The following is a 20,151-nucleotide window of genomic DNA, read 5'->3' as shown; positions in this document are numbered from 1 at the left end:
CCGGGCGTTTTTGTGGCCGGGCTGGCGGTTTGTTGGGTGGTCGGCTGGCCGAGCACCTCCACCCACCCGGGCGCTTTTGTGGCCGGGCCGCCGTTTGATGGGTGGTCGGCTGGCCGAGCGCATCCACCCACCTACCCGGGCGTTTGCTTGCCGGGCTGGCGGTTTTCGGGGTGGCTGGTTGTTGTTGGTGCGCCAGTGTGTGTCGGGGGTGGCGGGTGGTCGGGGTGGGGGATCTGCTTTGTGCGTGGTGGGTCAGGGGCGGAAGGCGGGCAGGTCCGCGTCCGGCAGCCAGACCTGGGCCGGGTCCTGCGGGCGGAACCCGGCGCGCACGTGGGCGATGAGCCCCGGCAGCGCGGCGTGCCGGTTGTGGCGGTGCCACAGCAGCGACCACGGGTACGCCGGGCGCGGCGGGTGCACCGGCAGCCGGACCACGCCGGGGTGCTCCGGCATCCGGCACTGCTCGCCGATGAAGCTGATCCGGTCGGTGCTCGCGCCGACGGCGGCCACCAGGTGCTCGTAGCCGAAGTTCGGGCCGGTGGTGTCGATCCGCACGCCGAACTCGGCGCCCACCACCTCCCAGAACTCGGCCCACTCGCTGCCGCGCTCGTTGCCGGGCATCCACGCGGTCACCCCCGCCAGGTCGGCCATGGTGACCGCCCCGCGCCCCGCCCACGGGTGCCCGGTGCCGACCAGGACCTCCATCGGCTCCAGGTGGACCGGCGTGCTCCGCACCCCGTCCAGCGGGCCGGTCACCCGCGCGAAGGCCGCGTCCACCGTCCCGGCCCTGAGCGTCGACCGCGCGGTCCGCAGGCCGTCCGAGGTGACGACGTCGATGTCCACCCCGGTTTCGTGGTAGGCGCGCATCAGTTCCGTGGTCGTCAGCCGGGTGTCGAGCACGTCCACCCGCAGGGGGCGGTCTCGGCGCAGCGCCACCGCCGCCCGGTCCGCCGCTTCCAACAGGGTTCGCGCGTGCGGCAGGAACCGGTCCCCGTCCCGGGACAGGCCGGTTCCGGTGCGCAGCCGGGACAGCAGCACGGTGCCGAGGTCCGCCTCCAGCTTGGCGACGCGCTTCGACACCGCCTGCTGGGTGATCCCCAGCTCCACCGCCGCCTCACCGAAGTGCCGGTTCTCCGCCACCGCCACGAAGGCCCGCACCGCGCCCAGGTCCAGTTCCCCCACGCCCACCTCCCGTGTCAGCGCGCCGAGTGTTCCAGGTCCCCGGCCCGAGCCGGTCCGACGTCCGCCACCCACTCGCGCAGCAGCCCGGCCAACTCCTCCACCCGGTCCGCGACGACCCGCCCGTGCGCCCGGAAGTACGCGATCACCGGCGCGGCGCCCGCCCGACCCCGGTCGCAATCCGGGCACAGGGCGACCAGCCGGGTGCCGCCGACCTCGGTGCCGTCGGCGCGCAGGAAAGAATGTGGCACGCGCACCGCGCAGACCACCTCGCCCGTGCACCGGTGGCAGCGCAACCCCGCGACCAGGTCGACCTCCCACCCCGGTCCGCCGTGCCCCACCGGTCGCCCCTCTCGTCGGCTCGAATGCCCATTCGAGCCGACCGGGGCGACCGGTGTCCAACAAACGACACGCGAGCCGTGGACAACCGGTGGTTGTCAGGCGGCGGCGGGAACCGGCTCGGCCGGGGGCAGGGCGGGCACCCGGCGGGGGAGGAAGGAGGCGATGAGCAGCGCGACCAGGGCCGTGCCCGCCCCGATCGCCATGACGATGCGGAAGCCGCCCTGCGACGGCAGGGCCGTGTCGCCGAACGGAATCGTCAGCCGCGCCAGCACCAGCCCCGCCACCGCGCTGGACACCGAGGTGCCGATCGCGCGCATCAGCGTGTTGAGGCTGTTGGCCGCCGCCGTCTCCGAGTTGGGGACCGCGCTCATGACCAGGGCGGGCATGGCGCCGTAGGCGAAGCCGATGCCCGCGCCGATCACGCACGACACCAGTACCAGGTGCCAGGTCGCCGACATCAGCACGATGTTGATCCCGTACCCGGCGGCCACGATGGCGGCGCCGACCATCAGCGTCGTCTTCGGGCCGCGCAGCCGCGACACGCGGGCCGACAGCGGCGCGGTGGCCATCATGACCAGACCGGACGGCGCCATGACCAGGCCCACGGCCAGCATCGACTGCCCCAGGCCGTACCCGGTGGCGGTGGGCAGTTGCAGCAGTTGCGGCATCACCAGGGACATGGCGAACATGGCGAAGCCGAACACCGCAGAGGCCAGGTTGGTCAGCAGCACCTGCCTGCGCGCGGTGGTCCGCAGGTCGACCAGCGGTTGCCGGGTGCGCAGCTCCCACCGCCCCCACAGCAGCAGGACCACCACGGCCGCGCCGAACAGCGACAGCGTCAGCGCGCTGCCCCAACCCCACGCGGCACCCTTGGAGATCGCCAGCAGCAGGCAGATCAGCGCGACCGACAGCCCCAGCGCGCCGACGACGTCGAACCGGCCCCCGGTGCGCACCTGCGACTCCGGCACCAGCGACAGCACCAGGGCCAGCGCCACGACGCCGAAGCCCGCCGACGCCCAGAACAGCACGTGCCAGTCGGTGTACTGGGCCAGCAGGGCGGCGGCGGGCAGGCCGAGGGCGCCGCCGACGCCGAGGGAAGCGCTCATCATGGCCGTCGCCGAGCCGAGGCGGTCGGCGGGCAGTTCGTCGCGCATGATGCTGATGCCCAGCGGGATCACGCCCGAGGACAGGCCTTGCAGCGTGCGGCCGACCACCATGGGCAGCAGGGTGTCGCTCAGCGCCGCGACGACCGAGCCGGTGATCATCAGGCCCAGGCTGACCAGCAGCATCCGGCGCTTGCCGTACATGTCGCCGAGGCGACCCATGGTCGGGGTGGCGACGGCGCCCGCGAGCAGGGTCGCGGTGATCGCCCAGGTGGCGTCGGCGGCGTCGGCCCGCAACAGCCGGGGCAGCATGGGGACCAGCGGGATGATCAGCGTCTGCATCAGCGCGACGACGATGCCGGAGAAGGCCAGCACCACGACCACGGAGGTCGCCCGCGACGGCGGGATCACCGCCGCTGCGGCGGGCTGGTCGGCGGCTCCGCCGGGGACAGCGCTGTTCGGGACAGCGGCACGGGACACGGTCAGCCTCCGGCTGGGAGCGGGGAACCAGGAGTTAAGTCAGTTGCTTGACTTACCGTAGCAAGGGGCGGTTAGGTGGTGACGGACCGAGGTCGATTGTCGAGGAGGACACACCCGTGGCGCACGTCGATGACGATCACGTGTTGGAGTACCCGATCCCCAGCCCGGCCGCACTGGAACCGCCACCGGAGTGGGCCGAGCTGCGCACCGGCTGCCCGGTCGCCACGGTGACCCTGCCCAGCGGCGACACCGCGACCCTGCTGACCCGCTACGACGACGTCAAGCAGGTGCTGTCCGACCCCCGCTTCGCCCGCACCGCCCCCGGCGCCGCGCGCATCTCCAGCGACGAGTCCGGCGGCGTGTTCAACAGCAACATGGCCAACGCCCTCCCGCAGACCGGCGAGGGCCACCAGCGGTGGCGGCGCGCGGTCGGCCGCTGGTTCACCGCCAAGCGGATGGCGGCGCTGCGCCCGCAGATCGAGGCGCTGGCCGACGAGCTGATCGACACCTTGAGGTCGGCGGGCGCCCCCGCCGACCTCAAGGCGCACCTGGGCTTCCCGCTGCCGGTGTGGGTCATCTGCGACCTGCTCGGCGTGCCCGACTCCGACCGCGACCGGTTCGCCCACTGGTCCGACACGCTGCTCAACCTCACCCGCTACGACCTCGCGGAGATCCGCCGGTCGCAGACCGAGTTCGGCGCCTACATGACCGAGCACGTCGCGGCCAAGCGCGCCGCGCCGGGCGAGGACCTGCTCAGCGCCCTCATCGCGGGCAGCGAGGAGGAGGGCGGCCTCACCGACGGCGAACTGGTCGCCACCGGGCAGGCGCTGCTCGTCGCCGGGCACGAGACCACGGCGAACATGATCGGCAAGATGGTGGGGATGCTGCTCGCCGACCGCTCCCGCTGGGAGCGGCTGGTGGCCGACCCGTCGCTGGTGCGCACCGCCGTGGAGGAGGTGCTGCGGTTCGACGCCAACCCCGGGTTCGGCATGCCCCGGTTCCTCACCGAGGGCGCCCGCGTCGCCGACACCGACCTGCCGCCGGGCACCACCGTGGTGTGCAGCATGGCCGCCGCCAACCGCGACGCCACCGCCTTCGACGGCGCCGAGGACATGGACCTCGCCCGCAGCCCCAACCCGCACCTGACCTTCGGCGTCGGGCCGCACTCCTGCCTGGGCCAGGCGCTGGCGCGCACGGAGTTGCAGGCGGTCCTCGACGTGCTGGTCCGCAGGCTGCCCACCCTCGAACTCGCCGTCCCGGCCGCCGAGCTGCGCCGGGTCGAAGGACTCGCGGTCGGCGGGCTGCGCGAACTCCCGGTCAGGTGGTGACCGTGCCCGGCCGAACGGTGCGCACCGAGCGGGCGGTCTCCACCCGCGACCAGATCCTCGACACCGCCGAACGCCTCTTCGCCGAGCACGGCGTCTACGCCGTGTCCAACCGCCAGGTCAGCGAGGCGGCGGGCCAGGGCAACAACGCCGCCGTCGGCTACCACTTCGGCACCAAGGCCGACCTGGTCCGGGCCATCACCCGCAGGCACTCCGAACCCACCGAGGTGCTGCGGGCGCGGATGGTGGCCGCCTGCGCGGGCTCCACCGACATCCGCGACTGGGTGGCCTGCCTGGTGCGCCCGGTGACCGACCACCTGGCGGGCGCGGTCGGGCCCACCTGGTTCGCCCGCTTCGGCGCGCAGGTCATGACCGACCCCGCGCTGCGCGGCATCATGATCGAGGAGGCGCTGGAGGCGCCGTCGCTGCGGCAGATCCTCGACGGGCTGCACCGCTGCCTGCCCGACCTGCCCGCCGACGTCCGCGCCGAGCGCGGCGACATGGCCCGGCAGCTCATGGTGCACATGGTCGCCGAACGCGAACGCGCCCTCGCCGACGGCACCCCCACCCCCAGGGCCACCTGGCACGACGCCGGGACCGGCCTGATCGACGCGATCACCTGCCTCTGGCAGGCCCCGGTCACCTGACCGGCCCGGAACCCGAACGCACCACCACGACGAAGGAGCAGGCGACGATGAAGGTGACGGTGGACGAGGACCGGTGCTGCGGAGCGGGCCAGTGCGTCCTGCTCGCCCCGGACGTGTTCGACCAGCGCGACGAGGACGGCATCGTGGTCCTGCTCGACCCCGCCCCGCGGCCGGACCTGCACGAGGCCGTGCGCGAGGCCGCCGAGGTCTGCCCGGCCGCCGCGATCGAGATCGCGGAGGGCCCGTGAGCGCGGAGCTGTTCCCCATGCGGCGCGCCCCCGGGTGCCCGTTCGACCCGCCGCCCGCCGCGCGGGCCAAGCAGGAGGAGGGCCCGCTGGCCCGGGTCGGCCTGTGGGACGGCAGCACTCCGTGGCTGGTCACCCGGCACGCCGAGCAGCGCGCGCTGATGGCCGACCCCCGGGTCAGCGCCGACATCACCCGCCCCGGCTACCCCAGCTCCGCCCCGATCCCGCCCGGGGGCACGTCGATCAGCTTCATCCTGATGGACGACCCCGAGCACGGCAGGCTGCGCCGGATGGTGACCGCGCCGTTCGCCACCAAGCGGGTGCAGGCCCTGCGCCCGGCCATCCAGCGCATCGTCGACGACCTGGTCGACGAACTGCTGGCCGGACCGAACCCGGTGGACCTGGTCGACGCCTTCGCGCTGCCGGTGCCGTCACTGGTGATCTGCGAACTGCTCGGCGTCCCGTACGCCGACCACGAGTACTTCCAGGACAGCAGCAAGACCATCGTCAAGCGCGACGTCTCCACCGAGCAGCGCACCGCCGCGATGGGCAAGCTGATGTCCTACCTGGACGACCTGGTCGGCACGAAGATGGAGCACCCGGCGGACGACCTGCTCTCCGGCCTCGCCACCCGCGTGGAGGCGGGCGAGCTGACCCGGTCCGAGGCGGCGCAGATGGGGGTGCTGCTGCTCATCGCCGGGCACGAGACCACGGCCAACATGATCGCCCTGGGCACCCTCGCCCTCTTCGAGAACCCCGACCAACTGGCCCTCCTGCGCGACTCCGACGACCCCACCCTGGTCGCCTCGGCGGTGGAGGAACTGCTGCGCTACCTCAACATCACCCACAGCGGCCGCCGCCGCGTCGCCACCGCCGACATCCCCGTCGGCGACCAGGTCATCCGCGCGGGCGAGGGCCTGATCATGGCCAACGACATCGCCAACCGCGACGCCGAGGTCTTCCCCGACCCCGACCGCCTCGACCTGCGCCGCGACGCCCGCAGGCACCTCGCCTTCGGCTTCGGCGTCCACCAGTGCCTGGGGCAGCAGTTGGCCCGCCTGGAACTCCAGGTCGTCTACAGCACCCTCTACCGCCGCATCCCCACCCTGGAATTGGCCACCGACCTCGACAAGGTCCCGTTCAAGCACGACGGGGCGGTGTACGGCGTCTACGAACTCCCCGTCCGCTGGTGATCTGACCTCCCCGACCCCGCGTGCGGTGTGGACTGCGTTCCCCACAGGACGCGGACACCGGACGAGGAGGCCGCCATGACCACGTTCACCCACACCCCCGCGCCCGACCCGGTGCCCGCCGAGGCCCGGCAGCGGGCGGTGCGGGACCCGGGTTTCGGCAAGGTCTTCACCGACCACATGGCTAAGGCATTCCGCCACGCCGACGACAGCATTTGGCTGTTCCGCCCAGAGTTCAACGGTCACCGAGATGTTCGCGGCGGGCACGGCGGCGGTCATCACCCCGATCCTGGAGTTCCGAGGCCGGGGCTACACCCAGGCGGTCGGCGGCGGCATCCCCGGGGCGACCACGCCGGCCACCCGCGAACACATCGTGGGAATCCAGTTCGGCACCCGCCCCGACACCCGGGGCCGGCTCCACCGGGTCGTGTAGCCGCGCACCCCTGCGGGCTTCGGCCTGTGGGGGCTGCTCGCCCCTCGACAACGCTTCCGCCCCGCGCCGCCGGTGGTGCAGCGGCAGGGCCGGGCTCGACCCGCGGGTCGAGCCCGGCCTGGGGTGTCAGCGCGCGGCGGCGGCGACCGCGGCGCCGAAGGCCGCCATGCCCGCCGCGTTGGGGTGCAGCGGCGCGGCGGGGCTGGTGGGGATCAGCCCCTCGAGGTAGCGCTGGGCGGGTGCGGCGCAGGTGTCGTGGCCCTCGCTGACCGCGGCGATGTCCACATAGGTCGCTCCGTGGGCCTCGGCCTGGGTGCGCAGGGCGGCGTTGAGGCGGTTCACCAGGCTCTGCACGAAGTCCGCGTCGCGGGACCAGATCGGCTGGGTGGGGTGGCAGCCGCCGGGGCGGATGTAGGTGCCGTAGCCGGCGACGACGACCTTGGCGTGGGGGGAGCGGGCGTGGATGGTGTCCAGGGCGGTGCCGAGGGCGGGGGCCCAGGCGTCGATCTTGGCGGCGGTCGGGTTGCCCTTGGCGGCCTCCTGGTCGGCGCAGGAGCGGCCCAGCGGTTCCGGCAGGAGGTTGAGGCAGCCCAGGGTGAGCTGCACCAGGCTGACGTCGTTGCCGCCGATGGTGAGCGACACCAGGTCCGTGGTGGGCTTGAGGGCGTCGAACTGGGGGGACACCAGGCCGAACTGGCGGGAGGTGAAGTGGGCGGTGGTGGCGCCGGAGCAGGTGACGTCGGTGAGCTTGGCGCCGAGGGTGCGGGCTGCGACGGCCGGGTAGTCGTTGTCCCGGGAGCGCAGGCACAGCAGGTTCGGGTCGACCTGCGGGATCAGCGGCCCGGCCGCCGCCGAGTCGCCCAGGGCGACGTACTCCAGCGGGTCGGCGGCGCCCGCGGTGGTGGCGCCGAGGCCGACGCAGGCGAGCAGGGCGAGGACGGGGGCGGTGCTGATCAACCTGGGCCGCGGCACTGGTGCTCCAAGGGGTGAGGTGTTACCGGCGCGTTTATGATCCCGCCAAACGCGGGGGTGTCCGGCTGGGACCTCCGCCAGAGTTCCGGGAGATGCTGTTGTGACCGGTCACAACTCCGCGGCTGCCGAGTCGCTGGCCGCCCGGTTGCTCGCCGACCTGCCCGGGCTCGCGGCCACCGTCACCGGGCACCTGGCCGAGCGGCTGCCGGTCTACCGCAGGCTGCCCGCCGAGGAGTTGGACGGGGACGTGCACCGGATCGTCAAGCAGATCATCGGCGGCTTCGCCCGCGGCCTGCGCACCGGGCGACCACCGGAACCGGCCCAGTTGGCGGCCATCCGGGCGTCGGCGGCCAAGCGCGCCGAGGAGGGGTTGCCGATCGACGCCGTCCTCAGCGCCTACCACCTCGGCGCGCAGGCCTGCGTCGACGCGCTGCTCCCGGAGACGGACCCGGGGGAGATGGCGGTGGTGCACCGATCGCTGCTGGACTACCTGTGCGTGGCGGTGTCCGAGGTGGCCGCCGGGTACCTGGCCGAGCGGCAGGCCCTCGTCGGCGAGGACAACACCCAGAACCAGACCATGCTCGCGGCGCTGCTCTCCGGCGCCGACCCGGAGGTCTCCGCCCGGCGCACCGGCATCCGCCTGCCCACCGCGTACTTCGTCGTCTCCGCCGCCATCGACCCGCACCCCGACGAACTCGACCCCGGGGTGGACGCCGCCGTGGCGGGCCGCCGCAAGACCCGCCGCGTCCGCGCCGAACTCGACCGCCGCTGCGCCCACCCGGCCCTGGCCCGCGTCTCCGCCGACGAGGGCCTGCTGCTGGTCCCGTGCCCGGACGAACCCGACCCGTGGGCGTGGCTGCGCGCCCTCGTCGAGGCCCTGGGCAAGGCCGCGGGCGCCCCCGTCCTGGCCTGCGCCACGCACTGCGCCCCCGCCGACGTGCCCGCCGCCGCCCGGCTCGCCGCCGAACTCCGCGAGGTCGCCACCGCCTTCCACCGCCCACCGGGCCTGCACCGCCTCGACGACCTGCTGCTGGAGCACCAGTTGACCCGGCCCGGTCCCGCCCGCCGACAGTTGGCCGCGCTGCTGACGCCGCTGCTCGACAAACCCGACCTGCTGCCCACCCTGCGCCTCTACCTGGCGACGAACCTCAACCGCCGCCAGACCGCGGGCAGGCTCCAGGTCCACCCGAACACCATCGACTACCGCATCCGCCGGATCGCGGAGTTGACGTCGCTCAACCCGACCCGGCACGACGACCTGTTCAAGTTGACCGCCGCCCTCGCCGCCCACGCCGCTGAAGGCAGCCCCTGAGCCTGCCCGAGTCGTCCACGCGTCACCGCCTGCGAGACTGGTGCGCGACACTGCGAGGAGATGATCGAGAAGTGACGTGGAAGGCGATGGCCCCGGCCGAGGTGTGCGACCTCGTGGACTTCTGGGACGCCGCGCCCTGGCCGCTCACGCGCGACCAGGTGCAGCAGCGGGCCGTCGAGCGGTTCGGGTGGACGACCGAGGTCGAGGACGGCACCTCCTACCTCATGAACACGGTGTCCGGGTTCACCGTCCCGGACGTGTCGACCATCGGCTCCAAGGGCGACCTGTCCTACCTCAAGCTCAACGTCGCGGACACGATCCGCGAGGTGACCCCCGGGTCGAGGCGGTTCCTCGGGGACGCCTTCGCCCTGGCGGTGCGCGAAGGGGAGGGGCGCTGGGGCGTGCCGACGCTGCGCGACGGGGAGGGGACGACGTCCGCGGACTGGGACACCGCGTCCGGCGGGCGGATCTCGTTCAACCTCACCGCGAGGAGCCTCAGCGCGGTGTTCCACACCCCGCAGGACGTCGAGGGCTTCGAGCGGGCCGACCACCGCGGATCGGAAGGGGCGAAACCGGTCGCGTCCGACGACCCGGGGTCCCGGTCCACCACCACGCCCCCCGTGCCGTGGAGGATGGCGCACGACTGGGAGCTGTTCACCGAACGCCTCGCGGACGCGTTCCGCGACGTGACCGACCGTGTCTTCCTCATCGTCCACGCGGCGGCGGACCCCAGGCGGTACGTGCAGTTCGCGGCAGCGCCCGACCTGCTCGACGCGGAAGCACCGGCGACGGACGTCGTGCGGGACGCCGACGAGCACCTGCTGCGCCGGACCGGGTGGACCGCGCCGGACGTCGCGCAACCCAACTGGACGTCCTCGCTCCGGCGCCCCGCGCTCACGGACGAGTTCGTGCAGCTCGCTCGGTGCTGCACCGCGGCACTGCACGGGGCGTACGGGATCACGAGCCCGGATGGACTCCGGTACCGCGCGTGGTGCGAACCGCCGGGTGCGGGGGCCGCCGCCGCGGTGGAGTTTCCCGTACTCGGACTCGACTGATCCGGGTCCGAGACCCGACCTGGGCTGCTTGTCCGGACAGGCCCCCGGGGCGCCGGGGCAGGCGGAGGAAGGACGGGCGGGCATCGATCGCTCGGCTCGGCGGGGTGCGCCGCGGTTGGCAGGCTGCCGCTGCCGGTGGTCGCGGCGCCGCCGTGCGCTGCTGCTCCTCCGCACCCGCTGGAGGCCCCTGATCCGAGCCCGGTGAACCGTCCAGTCGATGTCCAGAGGGTGACCATCCGAGGGTGGGAGGGTCGGGGCATCGCTCAGATCGGGGCGTTCACGGGGTGGGCCGGGCCCACCCCCGGACTGGAGGACTCCATGTTCGGCAAGAAGATCCGCCGGTTCGCGGTCATGGCACTGGCCACCGCCGCGGCCGTTCTGGGGACCGCGGTGCCCGCGTCGGCGTCCTGGACCGACGTGTACGGGCCCGCTTTCCCGCCCGGCGCCGTGTACTCCAACCACACCGTGTGCAACCAGGCCCGTGGCACCAACGGGTCCTGGAGCCGGTGGAAGTGCGCCCAGCAGACCGAGACCGGGTGGGACGGCAACGCCGACCCGTGGGTCTACGGCTCGGGCGGCAAGATCACCGCGCTGCGCTTCAAGCAGTGGGGGCTGCCGCTGCTGTGCGTGGACTCCCTGGTCGGCGGCCTCGGGTGGCGGGGTCAGCAATGCGGTGGCGAGGGCCAGGTGTTCGAGGTCGGCAGCCCGGACAACTCGCACTACATCCACGGGCTGAGCATCGCCAACTACCACCCCAGCGACCTCATCTCCTTCGAGGCCAAGCGGTCGGACAACTGGAACTGGCCGTCGCCGACCCTGATCGGACCCGAGTCCTGGTACCTGTTCGACCTCGGCGGCCCGATGAAGGGCTTCTGGGTCCTGTGAACCGCGCCCACCCCCTGCAGAGAGGCACGACATGATCGGCAAGAGGTTCCGCCGCGCCGCGGTCGTCGCGGCTGCGGTGCTCACCGCGGCCGTCGCGACCGCCGCGCCCGCGTCGGCGACCTGGTACGACCGCTACGGCCCCGACCGCCCCGCCGGTTCGGAGAGCCGGTCGCACTTGATCTGCATCTCCGGTCGCGGCATCAACGGGGTGTGGACCGAGTGGCGGTGCGGCGACTACACCCCCTCCGGTTACAGGCCGGGTGGCAGCTCAATCGTCTCCCCCTGGTACTACCAGCTCCAGGCGTTGCGCGTGAAGCAGTGGGGCCTGACCCAGCTCTGCATCGACGCCCTGGTCGGCGGCATCGGCTGGCGGGGTGCGGTGTGCGGTGGCGAGGGCCAGGTGTTCGAGGTCGGCAGTCCCGACTACCACCACGCGCTGAACGGGTTCAGCGTCGCCAACCACGACCCCAGCGACACCCTGACGCACGTGGCCTACGTCGACAACGGCACCTCCGAGGGCGCCTTCGCGGGCTCGTGGACGATCCCGCCGAACTCGTGGCACCTGTTCGACCTGCACACGTCGATCTACCGCTACGGGCTCGCCTGACCGCCGGGGCCCGCCCGCCGTGCGCGGGCGGGCCCCGCCGCTCGTCCGGGGTCAGCCGCTGGTCTCGGACAACCGCAGGCGAGCGGTGTCCGCCAACGGGTTGCGCAGCCCGGTGAGGATGCTCAGGCTCTGCTCCCAGTTCGCCCGGGCGTCGGCGGTGTGGCCCAAGGCGTGCTCGTCGTCGCCCAGGCGCAGCAGGCTGTCGGCGACGCAGAACTGGTCGCCCGCTTCGCCGAACAGCTCGACCGCGCGCCGGTGGCACGCCCTGGCCCCCTCGTTGTCGCCGGTGTTGTGGCGGACGGTGCCCATCGCCAGCAGCGTGTCCGCCTCGCCGAAGCGGTATCCGAGCTGCCGCTGCAGGTGCAGGGCCCGCTCGTGGGCGGCCAGCGCCTCGACGTGCGCCCCGGTCTGCGACAGCAGGCTGCCGACCAGGCTCAGCGCCAGGGCTTGCCCGTTGTGCCCGGCCTCGACCAACAGACCCAGGCCGGTCCTGGCGTCGTGCAGGGCCTCCTCGACGCGCCCCTGCTTGCGGCGCATCTGCGCGCCGTTGACCAGGGTCTGCCCGTAGGCGACCGGGTCGGCCGCCTCCTCGAGCAGCCGCAGCGCCGCGGCGAGGTGGTGCTCGCCGTCCGCCCAGCGCGCCAACCGCATGTGCGCGGTCACCAGCTCGCGGTGGCAGCGACCGCGCAGCCACGGGTCGCCCAGCCGGTCCGCCGCCGCCAGCGCGACCTCGCCCAGGGCGCGCATGCACTCCCACCTGCCGCGGCGGTCGAGCCAGAAGCGCTGGGCGACGGCCAGTTCGCACACGTGCCGGTCGCGACCCGCCGCTTCCGCGGTGCCGACCAGCGCCACCAGCGCCTCCTGCTCCACGGCGAACCAGGCGGTGGCCGCGGCGCGGTCGGTGAAGTCCAGCGGTTCCGACCCGGGCGCGGGGGCGGGCACCTCCCGGGTGTCGGTGTACGGGGAGAACGTGCGCGCCGCGGCGCGGGTCGAGTGCAGGTAGTGGTCCAACAGCCGGTCCAGGGCCGCGGCGGCCGCCCGGGCGGGAAGTTCGGCTGCCCGCTCGCGGGCGTAGTCGTGCAGCAGGTCGTGCAGCCGGAACCGCCCGTGGCCGCGGTCGTCCACGAGCCTGGCGTCGGCGAGGGTGCGCAGGCAGCGGCGGGTCGCGGTCGTGGGTGTGCCCGCCAGTGCGGTGGCCGCCGCGAGGGGGAGTTCCGGGAGCGGGTGCACGCCGAGCAGGTCGAGCAGACCGGCCGCGGGCTCCGCGACCGCCCGGTGGCTGGTCTCGAAGGCCACGCGGATGTCCGAGTGGGGTTCGCCGGTCGCGAGGGCGTCGAGGCTGCCCGCCTCGTCCAGGTCCGCGACCACGTCGACCAGCGGTGTGGTCGTCGCCCGCGCCGCGGCCACCGCCAGCGCCAGCGGCAGCCCCGCGCACGCGGCGATCACCCGTTCCGCGGCCTCGGGTTCGGCGGCCACGCGGGTGCTGCCCAGCCGCCCGGCGAGCATCTCGCGCGCCTCCGCCGGGGCGAGCAGGTCCACCGCGACTGCCCGCGCCCCGCCCACCAGCAGACCGGGCAGCCGGGATCGGCTGGTCACCACCGCGGCGCAGCCCGCCGTCCCGGGCAGCAGCGGGCGCACCTGGTCGGCGTCGCGGGCGTTGTCCAGCACCACCAGGACCCGCTTGCCCGCCAGCAGGCTGCGGAACAACCCCGTGCGGGCAGCCAGGTCCGACGAGGCCCCGGCGGGAACCCCCAGCACCTCGGTGAACCCGGCCAGCACGTCGGTGGGGTCCAGCGGCGCCCCCGGCCCGAACCCGCGCAGGTCCACGAACAGCTGCCCGTCCGGGAAGCGGTCCGCGACCCCGTGCGCCCAGTGCACCACCACCGTCGTCTTGCCCACGCCCGCCGTCCCGTCCACCACCGCGACCGGCACCCCGCGGTCGCCGTCGGCCACCACCGCGTCCAGCTCCGCGAGCACTTCGTCCCGGAGGACGAAGGACCCGCAGGCGGGTGGCAACTGCTTTGGCACCACGGCAACAACCCTGGCCGCGGCCGCGGGCCTGCTGGCGAGGACTTCGCTGTACGCGGCGGTCAGTTTCGGACCGGGGTCGAGTCCCAGTTCCGCCGCCAGGTCCTTGCGCACCCGGTGGAAGGCCGCGGCCGCCGCCGAGCGGTCACCCGTGGCGTGGTGGGCGCGGATGAGCAGCGCGTGCAACGACTCGTCCAACGGGGCCTCGGCGGTGGCCCGCGACAGCAGCGGCACGGCGACCGCCGGTTCCCCCGCCGCGAGCGCGGCCTCACCGTGCGCCAGCACCGCTGACAACCACTCGCGAACCGCCGCCGTCACGGCGGGGTTGCCCGCCAGCGCGGCGAGCCCGCCACCGGGTGGACCGGCCCAGAGCTCCAGCGCGCTGGTCAACCGGGCGGTCGCGGCGCGGTGCTCCCCTGCCCGGCACAGCGCCGCGCCGGAGGCGGCCAACCGCCGGAACTGCGCCAGGTCAAGGGCTTCGTCGGGCAGTCGCAGGGCGTACCCGTCGCCGCAGCGCACCAGAACCCGCGCGGGGGAGCCCGGTCGCCGTGCGGGTTCGAGCACCCGGCGCAGGTGCTTGACGTGGGTGTGCACCACGTTCACCGCGCTGCGCGGGGACCGCTCACCCCACAGCGCCTCGATCAGCCCGTTCATCCCCAGCGGGTGCCCGTCGGCCAGGGCCAGCAACGTCAGCAGGGCCCGTCTGCCGGGTGATCCGATGTTCACCTCATCGGTACCGGACCACGCCCGCACCGCCCCCAGCACCTGAACGCGCACTGCGCCTCCGCTCCGCGAGGTCCCCCCGGTGTCTACCACACCGGGTGCGCGGGCCGGTCGTCCTCGCCACCGCGTCCAGAGAGCGTCCAGTGGTTGACCACCGCCGGTTGCGACGGTCGTCGACGGCCCGGCAGCGAGGGCGCCGGGGCGAGAGCGGAGGAAGACTCATGAAACCACGCAGAAGCGGCTCGCGCCGCCTGATCACCACGCTGGTGGCCGTCGCGCTGGGGGTGATCGCGCTCGCCGCCCCTGCCTCGGCGACCGCCGAACCGAGCACGGCCCAGTTGTCCGCGGCCATCGACCGGGTGTGGCACGAGCGGGCCACCGACGCCGACCGGGCGCTGCTGGCCCGGGTGCCCGAGGTCGCCAAGCGGGTCGTCGACCCGGCGAAGACCACCGTGCAGTTCGAGCGGGGGTCCGGCAACCGACCCACGGGTGAGCTGGGCACGCAGACCGCGCAGGACGAGTACAACTGGGCGTACGTCCGGGTGAACTACTACTCGACCCTGGGCTTCACGGTCTACAGCTACCGCCAGTACGTCGAGTGGTACTACAACTACAACGTCGTCAGGGCCTGGAAGAACCGCTACGACATCGTCGACTACAACGACGGCACCGCGAACTTCGGCGCCTACCTGCAGAACTTCGCCAACCCGCCGGGCGGCACCGTCACCAGCTCGGTCATGCAGCGCCAGGTCCACCACTGCCTGGCCACCTACGGCTGTCCCGGCTGGAGCTACCCGTACACCCAGATCAACGTCTTCAGCAATGGCAACGCCACCTACTCTTCGTACGTCTGATCAGGACGGGCCGCACCCGCGCGCGGGTGCGGTCCGTTCCCTGAAGCAGATCCACGCCCCGCCCGCCGCGGCTGCTGTTCTCCCACCGGCCGTGCCTCCTTCCGCGACAGGATGATCCGCCCGGTCCTCTCGACCGCCCTCGGGTTGGGCGCGGCACCCGCTCAGCCGTGCCAGGAGCGCCACAGGGCGCCGTAGGCGCCGCCCGCGGCGACCAGTTCGTCGTGGGTGCCGATTTCGATGAGCCTGCCCGCGTCCATGACCGCGACGCGGTCGGCGTCGTGGGCGGTTTGCAGGCGGTGGGCGATCGCGATGACGGTGCGACCGCGCAGGACCGCCGCCAGGGAGCGTTCGGTGGTGCGGGCGGTGGTGGGGTCGAGCAGGGCTGTGGCCTCGTCCAGGACGAGGGTGTGCGGGTCGGCGAGGACCACGCGGGCCAGGGAGAGCTGTTGGGCCTGGGCGCCGTCGAGGTGGGTGTCGGTGCCGATCACCGTGTCGAGGTCGTCCGGGAGGTCGGTGAGCCAGGTGGCGCCCACCGCATCGAGGGCGGCGCGCAGGTCGTCGTCGTGGGCGTCGGGTTTGACGATCAGCAGGTTGTCCCGCACCGATTCGCGGAACACGTGGTGGTCCTGGGTGACCAGGACCACCTGTTCGCGCAGCGCGTCCGGGGGCAGGTCGACGATCGGGACGCCGCCGACGGTGACCGAGCCGGAACGCGGTCTGTCCACTCCGGCCAGCAGTCTGCCCAAAGTGGACTTGCCTGCCCCGGAGGCGCCGACGACGGCGAGCCGTTCACCCGGGTTCACCGAGAAGTCCACGTCGGTGAGGACGTCGCGTTCGCCGTCGTAGGCGTAGTGGACGGCGCGGACCTCGATCCGGTCGTCGGCCGGGGTCCGGGTGTCACCGCGGGCGGCGCGGGGGATTTCCGCCAAGCCCTCGACCCTGGCGAAGGAGGCCACCGCGCCCTGGAGCTGTTCGACCCAGACCATCAGCGTGTCCAGGGGTGACCCGAGCTGGCGCAGGTACACCGTGGCCGCGACGACCGTGCCCAGGCTGGCCGCGCCCCCGATGTGCAGGGCGCCGCCGACCAGCAGCACGGCGACCAGCGGCAGCCGGTGGGACACGTCGAACGTCGGGAACAGGACGCTGCGCAGCCGCAGCGTGTGCGACCGCGCCCGCCGCGCGTCTGCGATCGCGGCCTCCGCCGCCTGTTCCCGCCGCCGCTGCAGGCCCAGCGCCTCGATGGTGCGCGCCCCCTCGGCGGTGCTCGCCACCACGTCGGCCAGTCGGGCGCCGGTGGCGGCCTCGGCCAGGTAGGCGGTCCGCGCGCGCCGCAGGTACCAGTTCAGGGCGCCGCCGATGCCGACCAGGCTCAGCAGCCCGCAGGCGCCCAGCAGCGGGTCGAGCACCAGCACCGCCGCGATCAGGAACACCGCGTACACCAGGGCGACGAGGACTTCCGGCAACGCCTGCCGCAGCACCGAGGCGACGGTGGCGGAGTCCGTGCTGCCCCGGGCGATCAGGTCGCCGGTCGACACCCGCTCCACGGCCGAGGCGGGCAGGTCCAGCGTGCGCGCCAGGAACCGCTCGCGGATGCGCCCGGCGGTCCGCTCGCCGAACCGGTGGCCCAGCGACAGGGCGGCCCGCGACAGCAGCGTCTGCGCCACGGTGAACACCAGGATGACCAGGGCGAGCCGGTCCACGGTCGCGAGCACGTCGGAACCCGACCGCACCGCGTCGACGATCCGCCCCAGCAACCACGGCCCCACCAGCCCGGCCGCCGCCGCCAGGCTGTTCAGGACCAGCACGCCGACGACGGTCCGGCGGTCGGCGACGATCTCGCCCCACACCGCCGCCCGCACCCGGGCCCCACCCGCGATGGGCAGCGTCATGCGCCCCCACCCCCGGCCAGGACCGCCCGCCGCGACACCGGGTGGCTGGTGCGGCGCGGCAGCGCGCCGGGCGGCGTCACGCGTCCCCGTCCCCGAGCAGGCCCGCCTGCCGGGTCACCAGGTCACGGTAGGCGGGGTGCTCGCGCATCAACTCGTCGTGGGTGCCGGTCGCGGTGGCGTGGCCGTCGGTGAGGAAGACCACCTCGTCGGCCTGGGCGAGGACCAGGGGCGACGTCGTCGTGACCAGGGTGGTGCGGCCGTGTCGCGCCGCCCGCAGCCGGGTGGCCATCACCGCCTCGGTGTGGGCGTCGACGGCGGAGGTCGGTTCCACCGCCAGCAGCACGTCCGGTTCGGCGTAGACCGCCCTGGCCAGGCGCAGCCGTTGCCGTTGGCCACCGGACAGGGTGCCCGCCCCGGGGGTCACCTCGGCGTCCAACCCGGCGGGCAGGGCGTCCACGACGTCGTCGGCCACCGCCGCGCGCACCGCCGCGCGCACCCGCGCGTCGTCGGGCTCGCACCGGCCCGCGACCGCCTCGCGGATCGTCCCGGCGAAGAAGTCGGCGTCGTTGTCGGCCACCAGCAGCCGTTTCCGCAGGCGGTCCGGTGCGAGCGCGTCGATCCGGGTCCCGGACCAGGTGGCGTCCGTGTCGGTGAACCGGCCCAGCCGCTCCACCACCGCGACCGCCTCCGCCGGGCGGGCGCTGACCAGGGCGGTCATCCGCCCCGCCCGCAGCACCACCCCGGACGCCGGGTCGACCAGGGGACCGCAGCCCCCGGGCGGCTCGACCGCGCCCGAGGTGTCGCGGTGGTCGGGCTCCAGGGCCAGCAACCGGATGACGCGCCGCGCGGCGACCACGGCCCTGGCCAGGTCCCCGCTGCCCTCGATGAAGAACGCCACCGGCACGACCAGCACCGCCACGTACCCGTAGACCGCGACCAGGTCGCCGATGGAGATCACGCCCCGCGCCGCCATCCGCGCGGCCAGCCACACCACCACCGCCAAGAACAGCGCGGGCAGCCCGTTCGCCAGCGCGCCCACCCAACTCGCCGGACCACCGACCCGGTACCCCGACTCGGTCAGCCGCCGCGACCGCTCGTCGTACCGGTCGGCGTGCGACTGCTTCCCGCCGAGCCCGTTGAGCACCCGCAACCCGCCCAGCACGTCCACCAACCGGCCGGTCAACTGGCCCTGCAGTTCCCGGTAGCCCGCCCCGGTGCGCTCGATCCGCCGCAGCAGCGGCCCGATGACCAGCGCCAGCAGCGGAACCCCGCCCAGCACCACCAGCGCCAGCAGCGGCGAGATGCCGAACATCACCACCGCGATCGCGGCGTAGGCCACGACCGCCCCGAACCCCGGCCCGGCGACGGTCAGCGACTGGGCGACCACCGTGACGTCCGCGACCCCGATCGCCACCACCTCCCCGGCCCCCACCCGCCGCGGCAGCGTGGCCCCCAGCCGGGCGCACTGGCGCACCGTCGCCCGCACCACCCGGAACGACGCGTCCATCCGGACCCGGGTCATCGTCCGGTGCCGGTGGACCGCCAGCACAGCGCTGAGCAGCCCCACCCCCAGCAACACCGCCGCCCAACCCACCAGCGCACCCATGTCCCGGGGCGCCAGCCCGTCGTCGACGGCCCGCGAGAGGACGTACGGCGGCACGGCGAGGCTGACCATCCACGCGCTGCTCAGCGCCATCGCCACCGCGATCCGCCCCTGCTGCGACCGCACCAGCCACCACAGGAACCGCCCCGGCCCGCTGATGTCCCCCGCCGTCGGCGGTGTGTGCTCCCCCGGCATGTCCCCAGCCTACGCGGCGGACCGGGAGTCGATCACCGCGCCGGATGCTCTGTCCACAGAGGAGCGTCAGGGCTCGAACGCGCCCCCGCGCTTGAGGGTGCGGATGACCGGGCTCGTCTCCACGGCGCCGACCGTGGGCAGCGCGCCGATGCGCCGGGTCAGGTAGCCGAACAGGTCCCGGTTGTCCCGGCACACCACGGAGACCATCAGGTTGGTCGGACCGGTGGTGGCCGCGCAGAACGCGACCTCCGGGTGGGTGGCGATCTCGGCGCCGGTCTCGGCCAGGTGCGACGGCGCGACGGTGGCCCGGAGCTGGGCGGCGGCGTGGTAGCCGAACCGGGCGGTGGCCACGTCCACGTCGAACGACAGCAGCCCGGCCCCGCGCAGCGCCTCCACCCGGCGCGCCGCCGTCGACTCCGACCAGCCGGTGGCCCTGGCCAGCAGCCCGTAGGGGGCGCGGCCGTCGCGGGCGAGTTCGCGCAGCAGCGGGCGGTCGGCGTCGGTCAGGTCGGTCGCCACCGGGGGCAGGTCGGGGCGCAGCGCGTCGACCTCGGCGTCGGTGAGGACGGTGGCGAAGACCTCCGGGCCGCCGCCGAAGACGTGCAGGATGCCGTGCGCGGTCACCGAGGTGATCGGGGCGGTGTGCGGCAGCTTGCGCAGCAGCAGCTCGTCGCGCTCCTCGGCCGACCAGGACTGCACGCTGGCGCTGATCTCGGTGCCCCCGGAGAGCAGGTGCACCCACCGGGTGTCGTCGCGGCGGGCCAGGGCGAGCGCGACCTCCACCGCGGCGCCCGGCTGGCAGTGCACCCGGACGACCCACTGCGCGCCGCCGAGCCGCACCGCGTTGATCACCCCGGTGAGCCGGACCACACCGGACTCCCGCATCCGCGCGTACCGGCGCGCCACCGTCCGGTCCGACACCCCGAGCACCTCGCCGACGCGGGCGAACGACGCGCGTCCGTCCACGGTGAGCGCGTGCAGGACGCGCTGATCCAGCTCGTCGACATCCATCTCAAATCCCCGTCTGGTGTCGGATTCTCCCACCGTACGCCCGCCGACACCTGGTTTTCCCCGCACAGCCGCGATC

The 20,151-nt window shown here is 74.0% G+C and carries 18 protein-coding genes; 10 read left to right on the top strand and 8 right to left on the bottom strand.

Annotated features, from left to right (window positions below):
- Window positions 1-252: 252 nt before the first annotated feature.
- From UO65_RS17920 to UO65_RS17910, 3 genes are all read right to left on the bottom strand, one after another.
- Window positions 253-1,179 (bottom strand): LysR family transcriptional regulator, encoded by a 927-nt coding sequence (locus UO65_RS17920; protein WP_035284024.1) that lies wholly within the window; start codon window positions 1,177-1,179, stop codon window positions 253-255.
- Between the two features lie 14 nt (window positions 1,180-1,193).
- On the bottom strand, window positions 1,194-1,517 hold the full coding sequence (locus UO65_RS17915; protein ID WP_035284022.1) for a DUF6300 family protein: 324 nt from the start codon (window positions 1,515-1,517) through the stop codon (window positions 1,194-1,196).
- A 96-nt stretch (window positions 1,518-1,613) separates the two neighbouring features.
- Window positions 1,614-3,032: an MFS transporter gene (locus tag UO65_RS17910; protein WP_035284020.1), complete on the bottom strand. Its 1,419-nt coding sequence runs from the start codon at window positions 3,030-3,032 to the stop codon at window positions 1,614-1,616.
- Between the two features lie 185 nt (window positions 3,033-3,217).
- On the opposite strand from UO65_RS17910, the gene UO65_RS17905 reads away from it, so the two are divergent.
- The 5 genes from UO65_RS17905 (at window position 3,218) to UO65_RS36800 (ending at window position 6,941) form a co-directional block, all read left to right on the top strand.
- Window positions 3,218-4,429 carry a cytochrome P450 gene (locus tag UO65_RS17905; protein ID WP_035284018.1) on the top strand — a complete coding sequence of 404 codons (1,212 nt, stop codon included), beginning with the start codon at window positions 3,218-3,220 and terminating at the stop codon, window positions 4,427-4,429.
- Between the two features lie 2 nt (window positions 4,430-4,431).
- On the top strand, window positions 4,432-5,073 hold the full coding sequence (locus UO65_RS17900; RefSeq protein WP_035284045.1) for a TetR/AcrR family transcriptional regulator: 642 nt from the start codon (window positions 4,432-4,434) through the stop codon (window positions 5,071-5,073).
- A gap of 47 nt (window positions 5,074-5,120) precedes the next feature.
- Entirely contained in the window at window positions 5,121-5,321 is a 201-nt protein-coding gene (locus UO65_RS17895; RefSeq protein WP_035284015.1) for a ferredoxin, read from the top strand.
- A gap of 17 nt (window positions 5,322-5,338) precedes the next feature.
- Window positions 5,339-6,511, top strand: a complete 1,173-nt coding sequence (locus UO65_RS17890; protein ID WP_035284044.1) for a cytochrome P450 — start codon at window positions 5,339-5,341, stop codon at window positions 6,509-6,511.
- 247 nt (window positions 6,512-6,758) lie between these two features.
- Window positions 6,759-6,941, top strand: coding sequence for a hypothetical protein (locus UO65_RS36800; protein ID WP_035284013.1), 183 nt, complete (start codon window positions 6,759-6,761; stop codon window positions 6,939-6,941).
- A 126-nt stretch (window positions 6,942-7,067) separates the two neighbouring features.
- On the opposite strand, the gene UO65_RS17880 is transcribed toward UO65_RS36800, so the two are convergent.
- Window positions 7,068-7,913, bottom strand: coding sequence for an SGNH/GDSL hydrolase family protein (locus UO65_RS17880; RefSeq protein ID WP_084175780.1), 846 nt, complete (start codon window positions 7,911-7,913; stop codon window positions 7,068-7,070).
- Between the two features lie 100 nt (window positions 7,914-8,013).
- Between UO65_RS17880 and UO65_RS38650 the strand changes: the two genes are divergently transcribed.
- From UO65_RS38650 to UO65_RS17860, 4 genes are all read left to right on the top strand, one after another.
- Window positions 8,014-9,225: a PucR family transcriptional regulator gene (locus UO65_RS38650; protein WP_035284011.1), complete on the top strand. Its 1,212-nt coding sequence runs from the start codon at window positions 8,014-8,016 to the stop codon at window positions 9,223-9,225.
- 71 nt (window positions 9,226-9,296) lie between these two features.
- Window positions 9,297-10,280, top strand: coding sequence for a DUF6301 family protein (locus tag UO65_RS17870; RefSeq protein WP_035284009.1), 984 nt, complete (start codon window positions 9,297-9,299; stop codon window positions 10,278-10,280).
- Between the two features lie 318 nt (window positions 10,281-10,598).
- A complete protein-coding gene (locus UO65_RS17865) occupies window positions 10,599-11,165 on the top strand; it encodes a hypothetical protein (protein WP_035284007.1) in 567 nt (188 codons plus the stop codon).
- A gap of 31 nt (window positions 11,166-11,196) precedes the next feature.
- Window positions 11,197-11,772 carry a hypothetical protein gene (locus UO65_RS17860; protein ID WP_035284005.1) on the top strand — a complete coding sequence of 192 codons (576 nt, stop codon included), beginning with the start codon at window positions 11,197-11,199 and terminating at the stop codon, window positions 11,770-11,772.
- Window positions 11,773-11,823: 51 nt separating this feature from the next.
- Here UO65_RS17860 and UO65_RS17855 read toward each other — a convergent pair whose 3' ends face one another.
- Window positions 11,824-14,577 (bottom strand): AfsR/SARP family transcriptional regulator, encoded by a 2,754-nt coding sequence (locus UO65_RS17855; RefSeq protein ID WP_035284004.1) that lies wholly within the window; start codon window positions 14,575-14,577, stop codon window positions 11,824-11,826.
- 167 nt (window positions 14,578-14,744) lie between these two features.
- Between UO65_RS17855 and UO65_RS17850 the strand changes: the two genes are divergently transcribed.
- Window positions 14,745-15,377, top strand: a complete 633-nt coding sequence (locus UO65_RS17850) for a hypothetical protein (RefSeq protein ID WP_035284001.1) — start codon at window positions 14,745-14,747, stop codon at window positions 15,375-15,377.
- A 161-nt stretch (window positions 15,378-15,538) separates the two neighbouring features.
- Here the strand turns inward: UO65_RS17850 and UO65_RS17845 are convergent, their stop codons facing one another.
- The 3 genes from UO65_RS17845 to UO65_RS17835 form a co-directional block, all read right to left on the bottom strand.
- Window positions 15,539-17,266 carry an ABC transporter ATP-binding protein gene (locus UO65_RS17845; protein ID WP_035283998.1) on the bottom strand — a complete coding sequence of 576 codons (1,728 nt, stop codon included), beginning with the start codon at window positions 17,264-17,266 and terminating at the stop codon, window positions 15,539-15,541.
- Between the two features lie 76 nt (window positions 17,267-17,342).
- A complete protein-coding gene (locus UO65_RS17840; protein WP_035283996.1) occupies window positions 17,343-19,064 on the bottom strand; it encodes an ABC transporter transmembrane domain-containing protein in 1,722 nt (573 codons plus the stop codon).
- Between the two features lie 66 nt (window positions 19,065-19,130).
- A complete protein-coding gene (locus tag UO65_RS17835; protein ID WP_035283993.1) occupies window positions 19,131-20,075 on the bottom strand; it encodes an Lrp/AsnC family transcriptional regulator in 945 nt (314 codons plus the stop codon).
- Window positions 20,076-20,151: the final 76 nt, after the last annotated feature.

It is taken from the genome of Actinokineospora spheciospongiae (assembly GCF_000564855.1).
In the GTDB taxonomy this organism is placed as follows: Bacteria; Actinomycetota; Actinomycetes; order Mycobacteriales; family Pseudonocardiaceae; genus Actinokineospora; species Actinokineospora spheciospongiae.
The sequence above is the reverse complement of the archived record's forward strand: the minus strand, read 5'-3'. Positions and strand labels throughout refer to the sequence as shown.